The following is a 12,996-nucleotide window of genomic DNA, read 5'->3' as shown; positions in this document are numbered from 1 at the left end:
CATATACATAAAGTATATATGGAAATGCTGTATAAAAATCAACTAATAAAAACTAGCTAAAGACATAATAAAATGTAAAATTAACCCCCGTCAATAATTCGACGAGGGTTAAAATTAATTTTAATGATCTTCAGCCGCTTGTTCATTAGTAGCAACAATAAACTCAGCAAGTTGTTGTAACTCTTCTTCAGTTCCATTAAATTGACCAGGAGGCATATCACCGATACCTTCTACAGCAATTTGTTTTATCTCTTCAACACTGTACTCCATTCCTATCAATGCTGGTCCGGCAACACCTTCAAGCTGACCACCATGACAAGATAAACAGTTATTTTCATAAACGGCATAACCTGGGTCCTCAGTATCAATTTCGACTGTTGAACCTGGCGGTATTGGCCTATTCTCTTCTGCTTTTGCTTCCCAATCTACATGAGATGCTGCTTCCCAAGTTAACCAAAATACAGCTATAATACCGAGTAGCATTAAACTAACAGAAATTGGTCGTTTGTTTGGTCTTCTTCCTTTACCTTTATCAAGAAAAGGAGCTAGCATAAGACCACCAAAAGCAAGACCAGGCATAACTAGTGCACCGATAACAAAGTATTGCGCACTTGCAAATTTATATTTTAAAAGTTGATATAAAAATAAGAAATACCAGTCTGGTAATGGTAAATATGCAGCATCCGTTGGATCCGCTGGTCCCTCAAGTGGAGCAGGATGTGCTAAGACTAGACATAAAAATCCAACAAGGAATACAGAACCGGCTAACCATTCTTTTAAAAGAAAGTTCGGCCAGAAAGCTTCCGTTTTTCCAGGGTATTCTGAGTAGTCTTTAGGTATAAATCTTACTTTTTCGGCAGTTATACGGGAATCGCCAACAAACTTCATCCCTTTACCCTTTTTCACTGCTTTCCCTCCTTATTAGAAATACTCGGCATTCGCCTCGACCTTTAATAGTTTTAGTCAAAGTTAATTTTATACTGTTTTCCGTAAACCTAAAGTATAAAACCTAAACTTACATCGGTCCTGAAATACCCTGTTTACGTATCAGAATAAAGTGAACCGCCATTAAAGCGAACAACGCTGCAGGTAAGAAAAACACATGAATAGCGAAGAATCTTGTTAATGTTTGAGCCCCTACAATTTCAGGGTGACCGGCAAGTAATGTTTTAGTCATCTCTCCAATATATGGAATGCCTTCTGCTATCTCAAGTGTAACAACTGTAGCAAAATACGCCTTGTTATCCCAAGGAAGCAAGTATCCTGTTAATCCTAATCCAAGCATAATAAAGAAGATTAACACACCAACGATCCAATTAAGTTCACGTGGTTTTTTGTACGCTCCTTGAAAAAAGACACGCAATGTATGTAAAAACAACATTACAATTACTACACTCGCACCCCAGTGGTGCATACCACGAACAATTTGTCCATGAGCGACTTGTGTTTGTAAATAATAAACAGATCTCCATGCATTCTCAATATCAGGAACATAATACATGGTCAAAAACATTCCTGATAAGATTTGGATAACAGTGACGAAGAATGTTAAGCCTCCGAAACAATATACAAATGCTGAGAAATTATGCGCTGGATTAACGTGCTCTGGTACTTCATGGTCCGCAATATCTCGCCACAAAGGCGTAATATCAACACGCTCGTCTACCCAATCATAAATTTTTTGTAGCATTAAATTACGCCTCCTTTCGGCTTAGCTTTTCCAAGGTACAAAGTTCCTTCTTCAGTTTTAAATTCATATTCATCTAAAGGCGCAGCTGGTGGTGTACCTGGTACGTTTTCACCATCTTTGAAATAACGTCCATCGTGACATGGACAAAAAAATTGATCAGGATAGTCTTCACTTCCTGCCCAAGAAACAAAACATCCAAGATGCTTACATACAGGAGAAAGAGCTATAATTTCATCATTATCATTTCTATACACCCATGCACTTTTTGTTACTGTAGATTCATACCATCCATCAACTTGATCCATCGTCCAATCAAATCGTTGAGGTTCATTTGTAATCTCGTCCAACTGGGCAACGGCTTGGTAGTTTCCTTGTGCGGCCGGTTGTAGAACTGGGTCAATTGCAAATCTAACCATTGGTGCAAGCATTCCAGCTGCCATAAATCCACCAACACCCGTAAGTGTGTAATTTAAAAATTGGCGGCGCGATACTTGTTGCTTCTTTTCACTCATCTTTTACCCCCCTCTGTGCTTTATACAACCTTCATGGTATTTTTTTCTCACAGTTTACTAGGACATTACCATGATAGCGCAAAGTATTAATCCGGTCAATAAATTATCTCTACAAAACAGACTATTTTGTCTACCAATAGGACCTAATTAATTCACTTAGCTGATTAATTTGATCTTTTATAATTACTTGGCTTTCTTTAGACGAAACATTTCCTGATTGAATTGCTGGAAACCATAACAAATTTCCGGCTAAATCTCTTTCATGTTTTTTCCACTGGTGATCTAGGGTTAATAAAAATATGTGTTTAAAAGGATTTGCTTCTATTTTATCAACCCAATTATTCAATCGAGTTAACTCAAGACTACTTTCTTCATTGAACATATAGTTATAAGTAGGCATCAAAAAAATTCTTCCCTTAAACTGTTTTTCAATTTCATTAGCAAAGATAGTTAGTAACTCACCCTGAACTGTTAATTTATTAATATCAAATTTATCATCCATAGATAGTGGCATCAAAGGTATCAAAAGCGTGTCTACGTACTCTTTAGCACCTATGTACAGGTCTATATCTTCTTCTTGCCATCTCATTGTTTCAACTCCACCTTATTCTATTATTTATCTATTTATTAAATTTATCACAAGAAAAAACGAATTTCACTCATAAATGAGAAATTCGTTTCTTTTTTTATTGATTATTTTTCTATTTTAGGCAAATGAGTAGTTTTATTAAATTTTTGTTCAAGATCATACAGCTGTTCAGAATATTTTTTAAATTCATTCTCATCTCGATTGTCTAGAGCATTGTCAATCTTTAATTGGAGGATAACTCTTTGGTAATCAAATATGGATGTATCTAATAATTCTTTCGCTAGCTTTTGATCTTTCTCAGTAATGAAATAGTCATCTGGCAGAAAGGGGTTTTCTTCCAATACCGCCACATAGGAAGGGCATTGATTTGCATTTTTAAAGCTTAACTGGATATAAATGGCATCATTTCGATTAAGTCTAATATCATGAAAGGACTTTTCTGCATCTGTTGTAACAATATGATTTTTATAAAAACGGAAAGGAACATCCTTTGAGCAGTGAGTTGAGATTACGATTCCTCTCGGACAATAACGTGCTTCTCTAATAAAATGAACATTCTTTAACAATGAATCGTGATTTATTAAGTAGTTTAATATCCAAACGCTTTCTCTTCTTTTTAACTGATAATTACTTAAAAACCAACGAATAAACTCTTTCTTTTCTTTAATTGAAACAGAAGTATTCAAATTTCTGTCCCCTCCTAGTTAAAAGAGACTTATATTCACAAGCTATCTTCATTTTGTTTTAAACGACTTACATATTCAGCAACTTCATTATCAGTTGGTTCAATTGTTAGGTATCTTGAAAAGGTAGCCTTAGCTTCATCTATCCTCCCTTCTTCAATTAGGAAATATCCATATTCTTTTAGAAAATCAGTATCATCTTTAAAGTTATTGTATGCATCTTTATAATGGTTTAATGCATCATCATATGATTCTATTTCATTATAAGCCTTTGCAAGTTCCCAATTATAGTTAGCATCCTCTTCCCCTAAATCGATTAAGTGTGTTAGTAACTCAATAATTGCATCCAGATTGTGTTCTTCCTTATAATTTTCAATTAAAAATAAAACAGCTTCTTTAAATCCCGGATCAATCGCAACGGCTTCCCGTACTAATTGATAACTGTCTTCCCTATGTCCAAGTTTACGAGCTAATACGCCTGCTAAATGAAATAACTCTTTATTAAACTCATCAACTTTCAATCCCTTTTTCGCTGTTTCAAAGGCCTCTTCAACCATACCTTCGAGTTCATATGATTGGGCTAAATATAAATATACTGACTGGTAGTTAGGGTCTTTTTCGATTAACTGTTCCCAAACTTTAATTGATATATCTAACCGATCTGAACGATATGCAATAAATCCGTAACGGAAAAGACTATCTGGATCTTCATTTTGACTAGCTTGGAAAAACTCAAATGCTTTTTCAAACTCCCCAGTCGATGCATACGCTTCAGCAAGTCTTACTCCAATTTCAATGTCTGCAATTACTTCTTGAACATGATAAGCTTTTTCATAGTATGGTATCGATTTAATGTATTCACCATTAGAGAAAGACAATTCTGCTAAAGCAAAATCAATTAGAGGTTCTAATGGATCAGCAGTCTTAGCCTCCAACAGCTTCTGTTCAGCAACCTCAAACAATCCCTGCGTCTGATATAAATCAGCAAGTTGTATTAAAGCCCCTATATACTCTTCATCGTCGGATGTTAATCGATTTAAAATAGTGATCGCCTCATCATCCTCTTGTAAATCAATATGAATATCAGCGAGCATTACTTTAAGCTCAGACTCATTCGGATACTGCTCAGAAAGCTCTAATAAAATAAACTTGGCTTCTTCGAGCATACCCCATTGCATATAAAGCTCTGCAACGGTAAACTTCTCTTCTTCGTCTGCACGAGGTAAAAATTGTTCTAATTTTTTTATTGCGTCCTCTGTTTTATTCTGTTCCATTAGTGTTATTGCCTCATGTATTTCTTCCATGTTATTATCCGTCCTTCCAAATCTAACTTACTTATAAGCACTATACACTTGTCTAAATAACCCTTTTAAGTTGAAATAAAGTGATTGGGTATAGACACCTGTTTTAGTTCACCTTTAGCTTTTTCTGGATGTATTAAGTGATTGTATTTAATCACTTCTCCCTTAGAAACAGTAACCACTGGGATAGCTTTATGATATCTGAATTTTGGTCGTTCATCAACGGATGGGATTTCATCCATCTCAAATAAGTTGTAGTCGGCACTACTTTGATGTAAAAATTCGCCTTTGAATGGGGAAATTCCTGTTTGTCGAAGTGTTTCTTTTGAAAGAGGATATTCAGAGATGTTCTCTTCTATTGTATTAATCCGATACTTTTTACAAATGGAAGACCATGTGGATGTTAGTTCTTTACGTTTATTCTTTGATCCGTCTTTGTGAAGAACAAACGGAATACCAGAAAAGTATTGCGCCGACTCAAGCCATTCCCATTTAACTTTTAATAACTCGTGTTTACTATTGGTGTCTATTAAAACAAATGGCATTTTTTTTGTACCAAAGAATTTAATTATATCAGGCTGCAATAAATGTGTAGGAATTCGAGGTACAATCATGTAGTCAATCGGGAGAGAGGAAAGGTGTTCTCTAAACTGTTCAAATTTCCTTTTGAAATGTATATAACTCCTTATTGGCAATTGACAGATTAGCAGTGTACACCCTCTATATATATATTTATTTACCGTATTGTCAACAAATTTCCGGTCATATAAAGGCTCTTCATAATCTATATACACTTTACCAGGACCAATCCAGAATTTATCAACGTTCATTTCTATAGTTCGTTGTTTATTTATTTGTGTAATTACAATTCTTTCATTTTCAACCTGAATACTTTTACTTATCCATTTATCTTCCTCAAAAACATAATCACTCCGAAAATAGTAAACCCCCATACTTTATCCTCTCCTTATGGATTTCTACAAAGTATGAAGGTTTTTACAATACTATGATGATGTTTTTAAAATTTCTTCTAAATCACTGAAAAATTTTGGATACGAAACAGCTATACATTCTGCATTCTCTAAGGTTACAGGTCCATTTGCTATTAGTGATGCTACCGCAATCATCATACCAATTCGGTGATCTCCATAGGAATCCACTTCAGCACCTTGTAATGAGCTTTCACCAGCAATAATCATTCCATCAGATGTACCCTCAATTTTAACTCCAAAGGCCTGCATAGTTTTTACAACAGATTCAATACGATCAGTCTCTTTATATCTTAGTTCCTCTGCATCACGTATGATAGTTTCACCTTCTGCTTGTGAAGCCAATAAGGCAATAATTGGTATTTCATCTATCATTCGAGGGATAATATCGCCTTCGATGACAGTCCCTTTTAAAGAAGAAGATTTGATTGAAATAGAACCAATAGGCTCCCCACCAATCAACTTTTCCTCAACTATGGTTATATCTGCACCCATTTTTTTTAGTACATCAATAATACCAGTTCGGGTGGGGTTAAGGCCGACGTTATTAATCGTTAAATTACTCCCCTTGGATATTGCAGCTGCAACTAGGAAGAATGCTGCTGATGAAATATCACCAGGGACTTGAATAGAAGTACCCTCAAGGCGTTGTTTCCCTTTGATGCTAATCTTGTCTTGTTCTTTTGTAACTCGACCTCCAAAGGCTAGTAACATGTTCTCTGTATGATCTCTTGTTGTTGTTCTCTCCGTCACCTCAGTGATACCTTCTGCCAACAAACCTGCTAGTAATACCCCCGATTTAACTTGAGCACTTTTAATTGGTGTTTCAAAAGAAATACTCTTTAGTATTCCTCCCCTAATTGAAAGAGGTAAGTACTTACCATTATCACGACCGTCAATAATTGCCCCCATTTCTGATACTGGTATAGCAACTCGATCCATTGGTCGGATAGTTAATGAATCATCTCCATAAAGAGTGAAGTGATATGGAAGTCCCGCTAGTACTCCTATTAACAGCCTTGCTGTAGTACCTGAGTTCCCCAAATATATAGGCTGCTTTGGCTCTTTCAACCCCGCTAGTCCTTGCCCGTGGATGGTAACGGTATGTCCTTGTACCTCTATTGATACCCCCATCGCTTGAAAAGCAGCAATTGTTCTCAAGCAGTCTTCGCCGTCTAAAAAATGAGAAACAGTTGTTATGCCGTTAGCTAAGGAACCAAATATAATTGCCCGGTGAGAAATTGATTTATCTCCAGGCACCTCCATTACGCCTAGCAAAGGTCTATGTACAGGTTTTAAGATTTTTATACTCATTATCTATTGCACCTCAATCTCCGACCATAGTTTCATAACCTTGATCTTTTAATATATAGTTACTTTTCTCTTGTGCACTTTTACTTTGAAAACTTAATCTTAATACACCTGTTATTCCTTCTCGTATTTCTAAAATTTCTATGTTATTAATACTAATTTCCTGCTTCGCTAGTAATTCAATTACTCGCAATAGTGCTCCAGGCTGGTCGTGAATATCTACGTATAAATCATAAAAGGAAGGAATAGCACCTTTTTCTTTAGCATCTAGACCATCCCTATATTCCTTAGCTTGTTCTAGGTAATGATACATTGAAATTTTGTCACCTGTCTCTAATAGATTCTTTAGTGACGTCATTTCTAAGATCCAATCATTTAATAGGTTACTTATTCCATGTCTATTATGAAAGAATATATCCTGCCACATCGCAGGATTACTAGATGCTATTCTAGTAATATCGCGAAATCCACCTGCAGCTAATTTAGGAATGTGGGCATGTGTTTTTTGCCAAGATTTAGCCTGGTGCACTAGTGAAGAAGCAATTAAATGTGGGAAATGTGAAATGACACTAGTCATTTCATCATGTTCCTTCGGTTCTAAGATAAGAAATTTACTACTAGTACCTTGCAATATAGTTTTAAGTTGTTCAATTTTTTCGGGAGGACAAGAATGGATTGGTGTTAATATGTAGATTGCATTTTCAAACAAATGCCCCTTTGCAGCTTGAATTCCCTTTTTGTGTGACCCAGCCATTGGGTGACCACCAATAAAAGTAATGAAATTAGATGTCAACTTATTAGCAGCTTCCATAATTGGAGCTTTTACAGAGGAAACGTCCGTTATAATAATCGGCTTTCTGAAATTGACAGTATTCAATTTAGCTATTAATTCTACAGTTTTTGATACAGGTGCAGCTAGAATAAGATAGTCCGCCATTAGGACAGCCGTTTCAAAATCCTCAATTGCTTCATCAATAATTCCATTAATTAAACAATAATCTAATGTTTTTTTATTAACGTCATATCCGATTAGGTGATGATTGCTCGTTTGTTTGAGATTTGTTGCGAGCGAGCCACCAATTAATCCAAGGCCCGCTACTACAATTGTTTCTTTCAATTTGTATTCTCCTCTTTACGAGCAGTTAAATACTCTTCAATTAGTCTTTGTATTTTTTCCATATCTTCTTTTTTCCCAATTGTAATTCGAACGCCGTTTGGATGTCCTAAGGCTTCACCGGAACGAACGATATATCCTTTAGAGAGTAAATACTCAAACATTTCATCACCACTTACGGGTAGTTTTACAAATACAAAATTGGTTTCTGAGTCATAATAATCTAATCCTAATCTATCACAAAATTGCAAGAATAAATTTTTGTTTTCAATTGTCTTACTAACAGTCCCATGAAGGAACTCTTGGTCATTCAATGCTACAAGAGCAGACCCTTGAGCCACAGTTGTCGTATTAAATGGTCCTCTAGTTATATTTAATAAACTTATTATCTCTTTATTTGCAACTCCATAACCAATTCTTAGCCCAGCTAATCCATAGGCCTTTGAAAAAGTACGCAAAACAATAAGGTTTTGATAGTTATTTAATGCTTGAATGGTATTTGGTAAATTACTTGTTTCAATGTATTCAAAATAGGCCTCATCAATTACCACCAAGACATCAGAGGGGCACGTCTGCATAAATTTTTCAAAGTCAGCCTTATTAATCAAACATCCGGTTGGATTGTTAGGTGTACAAAGCCATACTATTTTAGTATCCTTGTCGATTTCATCTAGCATGCCATTTAGATCGTGATATCCATTAACTAGGGAAACTTCTCTAATTTCAGCACCTTGAATTAGGGCATTATGTTGATATTGTGGAAAGGTCGGTGTTGCCATAACAGTGTTCAGACCAGCCTCCAGGTATGTACGACAAATAATATCAACTACTTCATCAGAACCACAACCGAATACCAACTGATCACCAGCTACTCCAAGTTTTTCTGAAAGAGCATTTCTCAACTCAGTTGAATTTCCATCTGGATAAATCTCTATATTTCTGATGAAATTTGAAATTGTCTCTTTAACTTTGTTGGAATAACCAAAAGGATTTTCATTTGATGCTAACTTAACAATTTTGTCTAGTCCGTACTCTTTTTTTACATCCTCTATCTGTTTGCCTGGTTTATAAGGGGTCATTTGTTTAAATATTTCTTTGCCTTGCATGCAATTCTCTCCTATCTCTATACCAATAGAGGGTAATTATTCAATCATTTTAATTAGAATTTTTATTAGTTTGTGATAAATCTGGACGAAGTTTCCTTGCTTCATTTTGATATATATGAATGATTTCGTTTTGTTTTCTCTCGGTATTCACTGTCATCATAACTCTAATACATTTCTCAAGACTGTTTGGAACTTCTATTTCCTTCATACACATAACAGGTACATATGTCCAACCGTCTATTAACCTCAATGCTTTAGCAGGAAATCCATTATTGATATCTGGGGTTACTGATATTAATACAGATGCTATATCTTCAGGAACTACTTGGTTAGTATGAACCATTTCCTCAACTAATATTTTAGTGTTTTTCACAATACTGTTTTCAAGATTTTCATGAACCGTAGTGGCTCCACGTATGCCTCTAATCAATGATTCACCAACTCTCTCATAAATTCATCTAATTCACTTTTTAATAACTCATCTTCTATTTTCTCAACAGTTGGTTGGCCCACTGATTTTAACAAGACCATTTGAACTAGGTTATTTATTGATTTCTTATCTTTTTTCATGCGGTTTACTAATGGATCAATTTCTTGTGTCGGTAAGTGTAATGGATAGTTATTTGTAACTAACCAGTTATGTAGAGGTTGATAAGGGAGTTTAACTCCATAAACTTTTTCACTAACACGAAGGGCAAATAACATTCCAATAGCAACTGCTTCTCCATGAGTAATTTGACCGTACCCTAAATTTGCTTCTAATGCATGCCCCAGTGTATGGCCAAAATTTAAATATTTGCGAACATTATTTTCTTTTTCATCATTTTGAACGATTGTTGCCTTTACATTTATCCCTTTTAATAAATGGTCTGTAAGCACTTCATCAGGTATTTTAGATGACAGTTTTGTATCAAGTACTTGATGAAAGAAAATTTCATCACTAATTAGTCCATGTTTCACTATTTCGGCATAGCCTGACCGAACTTCTTTTTCAGGAAGTGAATGGAGTGTTTCTACGTCATAAATAACAGCTTGTGGTGGATAAAAACTTCCAATCAGATTCTTTCCTTCTGTATGATTAATGGCCACTTTCCCGCCAACACTACTATCATGGGCTAAAATAGACGTTGGAACCTGAATATAATCAATGCCTCTCATATAAGTCGATGCAGCAAAACCGGCTAGATCTCCAACCATTCCTCCACCTAATGCAATGATTAATGATTGTCTATCTAAACCGACCTCTATTGCTCTAGATATAACGTTGAAGTATTGTTCTTGGCTTTTAGAGGACTCTCCAGCAGGTACAACAACAGAATAAAGATTTATTTCAGTACTAAATGAGTTTTTAACATCATCTAAGTAATGATTTGCAACTTGATCATCTGTAACAATTAATATGTTTTTGTATTGTTTTTCCAGGAAGGAAGCTGTTTTGAAACGCAATTTAGTACCAACAAACACATTGTATTTGTTGGTACTTGTATCAATGGTTAAAGAATTCATTAAAAACACCTTATTTCTTCTCTGTAATCATTAATAGCAGCCTTTAGTTTCGGAAATTGATCATGTGGAAATTGCTCTAGTACTGCTTTTGCCAATTCAAATGCGACAACATGTTCCATCACTACAGCAGCAGCAGGTACTGCACAGGAATCTGAGCGTTCAATGCTTGCATTAAACGGTTCTTTTGTTTCAATATCAACACTTTGTAATGGTTTGTATAATGTAGGAATAGGCTTCATTACACCCTTAACTACAATTGGCATTCCAGTGGTCATGCCGCCTTCGAAGCCACCTAACCTATTTGTTTTCCTGTAGTACCCTCTCTCTTTATCCCAAGCTATTTCATCGTGTACTTGGCTACCATTCCTTCTAGCAGCCTCAAAGCCAATTCCAAATTCAACACCCTTAAAAGCGTTAATGCTTGAAACAGCACCCGCTATTCTACCATCTAATTTACGATCATAGTGAACGTAGGACCCTATTCCAGCAGGCATTCCTTCAACATAAACTTCACAAACGCCACCAATTGAATCTCCATCTTTTTTAGCCAGATCAATAGCGTCCATCATTTGTTGACTAGCTTTAGGATCCAAGCTTCGTACTGGTGATTCTTCGGAAATTTGAGCTCTATCTGACATACTCATTTCAGGGAATTCTTCAGCCTTTATCCCTGCTATTTCTCTTACATATCCAATGATGTGAATATCTAATTCAGCTAAAAGAGTTTTTGCGACAGCGCCAGCCGCAACACGAGCTGCAGTTTCACGAGCAGAAGATCTCTCAAGAATATTACGCATGTCACGGTGTCCGTATTTTATTGCACCATTTAAATCAGCGTGACCAGGACGTGGCCTCGTTACCTTTCTACGGATATCTTGATCATCAGAAATTGGATCCTCACCCATAATATCTTCCCAGTGTTTAAAATCATCGTTATGTATGACCATTGCAATTGGTGACCCTAACGAATACCCATGTCTTACTCCACCAGCAATATCAACTAAATCTTTCTCAATTTGCATTCGCTTACCGCGACCATGCCCTTTTTGCCTTCTTAGTAAAGATTCATTTATATTTTCCTTTGTTAGAGGCATTAAAGAAGGAACACCTTCTACAATAGTAGTTAATTGTTTACCATGTGATTCTCCTGCAGTTAAGTAGCGCATGTATTTACCTCCATTTATTATAATAATTTTGTACTACTATATCATACCTTATTTATCTTGTGTTCATTTAAACGCTACATTTTTAGATTTTTTAGAAAAATAGAAATTCAAAAATTTATGAACCACCTTCCCTACAAGGTGGTTCATAAGTTAATACTTCGTTGGTTAAGGCTACTTCTTTTGATAGAAAAATGTGTCATAAACTCTTAATCCATAACGTTCTGGACTAAATATTTGTTCTGTGCTTCCAACAAAAAAAATACCTTCTGGATTTAATGATTTACTAAATTTATTATAGATTACATGTTTTGCATCTTCAGTAAAGTAGATTAGAACATTTCTGCAAACTATCAAGTCAAAGTTATTGGAATATGAATCTGATAATAGGTTGTGCTTTTTAAACGTAACACAGTTTTTTATTCTGTCATCAATTTTATAACTTACACCATCTTGTGTAAAAAAGGTCTTCTTCATTGAAATTGGCACTTCTTTTAAAGCACGTTCTGCATATACGCCTTTTCTTGCATAAGAAAGTACTTTTTCATCTATATCAGTGGCTATAATATCGATTGAGTTCAAATTTACTAACTTGCTTAAAATCATAGCAATGGTATAAGGTTCTTCACCTGTAGAGCAAGCAGCACTCCATATTTTAATTTTCTTTGTTTTTTTTAATAGCATCGGTAAAACTTTGTTTTCAAGGATTGTCCATCGGTTATAATTTCTATAAAATTCGGAAACGTTAATAGTCACTCTATCGATAAACTCGTCAAATAACTCTTTGTTTGTCGTTACTGCATTAAAATATGTATCAAAACTTGAGAATCCTCTTTTCTCTCGAAGTGAGGTTAATCTCCTTTTCATTTGAACTTCTTTGTACATTGACAGGTCGATTCCAGTCTTTTTCATTACAGATAAAGTGAAATCTTGATAGTCCCCCATATTCCTTTTCCCCTTAACTATCTTTTTTTCTATTTATGTTAATAGATTTTAATTTATTATACATGAAAAAACCTCATCCTTATAGAC

Annotated in this window: 14 protein-coding genes and 1 pseudogene; all 15 read right to left on the bottom strand. The window is 35.2% G+C overall.

The annotated features are described in order from the left end of the window. Positions 1-120: 120 nt before the first annotated feature. The 15 genes and pseudogenes from GH741_RS06935 to GH741_RS06870 all read right to left on the bottom strand — a co-directional run bounded on the left by GH741_RS06935 (position 121) and on the right by GH741_RS06870 (position 12,909). Positions 121-906 (bottom strand): menaquinol-cytochrome c reductase cytochrome b/c subunit, encoded by a 786-nt coding sequence (locus GH741_RS06935; protein WP_338079287.1) that lies wholly within the window; start codon positions 904-906, stop codon positions 121-123. Between the two features lie 109 nt (positions 907-1,015). After that, the gene (gene qcrB / locus GH741_RS06930) at positions 1,016-1,690 is read right to left on the bottom strand and encodes a menaquinol-cytochrome c reductase cytochrome b subunit (protein ID WP_153736063.1); all 675 of its coding nucleotides are present in this window, start codon (positions 1,688-1,690) and stop codon (positions 1,016-1,018) included. Beyond that, a complete protein-coding gene (locus GH741_RS06925) occupies positions 1,690-2,202 on the bottom strand; it encodes a Rieske (2Fe-2S) protein (RefSeq protein ID WP_153736062.1) in 513 nt (170 codons plus the stop codon). Before GH741_RS06925 ends, qcrB begins: the two co-directional genes overlap by 1 nt. A gap of 130 nt (positions 2,203-2,332) precedes the next feature. Beyond that, positions 2,333-2,791, bottom strand: a complete 459-nt coding sequence (locus GH741_RS06920) for a YpiF family protein (RefSeq protein WP_153736061.1) — start codon at positions 2,789-2,791, stop codon at positions 2,333-2,335. Positions 2,792-2,895: 104 nt separating this feature from the next. After that, positions 2,896-3,477 (bottom strand): ReoY family proteolytic degradation factor, encoded by a 582-nt coding sequence (locus tag GH741_RS06915; RefSeq protein WP_153736060.1) that lies wholly within the window; start codon positions 3,475-3,477, stop codon positions 2,896-2,898. A gap of 35 nt (positions 3,478-3,512) precedes the next feature. Beyond that, entirely contained in the window at positions 3,513-4,265 is a 753-nt protein-coding gene (locus tag GH741_RS22505; RefSeq protein WP_476693038.1) for a tetratricopeptide repeat protein, read from the bottom strand. A gap of 42 nt (positions 4,266-4,307) precedes the next feature. Continuing rightward, positions 4,308-4,781, bottom strand: a pseudogene (locus GH741_RS22500) (tetratricopeptide repeat protein); the annotation flags it as partial. A 62-nt stretch (positions 4,782-4,843) separates the two neighbouring features. Further along, the gene (locus tag GH741_RS06905; RefSeq protein WP_153736058.1) at positions 4,844-5,728 is read right to left on the bottom strand and encodes a hypothetical protein; all 885 of its coding nucleotides are present in this window, start codon (positions 5,726-5,728) and stop codon (positions 4,844-4,846) included. Between the two features lie 51 nt (positions 5,729-5,779). After that, positions 5,780-7,078, bottom strand: a complete 1,299-nt coding sequence (aroA, locus tag GH741_RS06900; protein ID WP_153736057.1) for a 3-phosphoshikimate 1-carboxyvinyltransferase — start codon at positions 7,076-7,078, stop codon at positions 5,780-5,782. A gap of 13 nt (positions 7,079-7,091) precedes the next feature. Then, positions 7,092-8,192, bottom strand: a complete 1,101-nt coding sequence (locus GH741_RS06895; RefSeq protein WP_153736056.1) for a prephenate dehydrogenase — start codon at positions 8,190-8,192, stop codon at positions 7,092-7,094. After that, positions 8,189-9,295 carry a histidinol-phosphate transaminase gene (hisC, locus tag GH741_RS06890; protein WP_153736055.1) on the bottom strand — a complete coding sequence of 369 codons (1,107 nt, stop codon included), beginning with the start codon at positions 9,293-9,295 and terminating at the stop codon, positions 8,189-8,191. The genes GH741_RS06895 and hisC overlap by 4 nt, the downstream gene beginning before the upstream one ends. Positions 9,296-9,344: 49 nt before the next feature. Further along, positions 9,345-9,725, bottom strand: coding sequence for a chorismate mutase (gene aroH / locus GH741_RS06885; protein WP_153736054.1), 381 nt, complete (start codon positions 9,723-9,725; stop codon positions 9,345-9,347). Next, the gene (gene aroB / locus GH741_RS06880) at positions 9,722-10,801 is read right to left on the bottom strand and encodes a 3-dehydroquinate synthase (protein WP_153736053.1); all 1,080 of its coding nucleotides are present in this window, start codon (positions 10,799-10,801) and stop codon (positions 9,722-9,724) included. The genes aroH and aroB overlap by 4 nt, the downstream gene beginning before the upstream one ends. Next, positions 10,801-11,967: a chorismate synthase gene (gene aroC, locus GH741_RS06875; protein ID WP_153736052.1), complete on the bottom strand. Its 1,167-nt coding sequence runs from the start codon at positions 11,965-11,967 to the stop codon at positions 10,801-10,803. The genes aroB and aroC overlap by 1 nt, the downstream gene beginning before the upstream one ends. Before the next feature lie 171 nt (positions 11,968-12,138). After that, entirely contained in the window at positions 12,139-12,909 is a 771-nt protein-coding gene (locus GH741_RS06870) for a CheR family methyltransferase (RefSeq protein WP_153736051.1), read from the bottom strand. Positions 12,910-12,996: the final 87 nt, after the last annotated feature.

Source organism: Aquibacillus halophilus (assembly GCF_009649745.1).
Classification (GTDB): domain Bacteria; phylum Bacillota; class Bacilli; order Bacillales; family Amphibacillaceae; genus Aquibacillus; species Aquibacillus halophilus.
The sequence above is the reverse complement of the archived record's forward strand: the minus strand, read 5'-3'. Positions and strand labels throughout refer to the sequence as shown.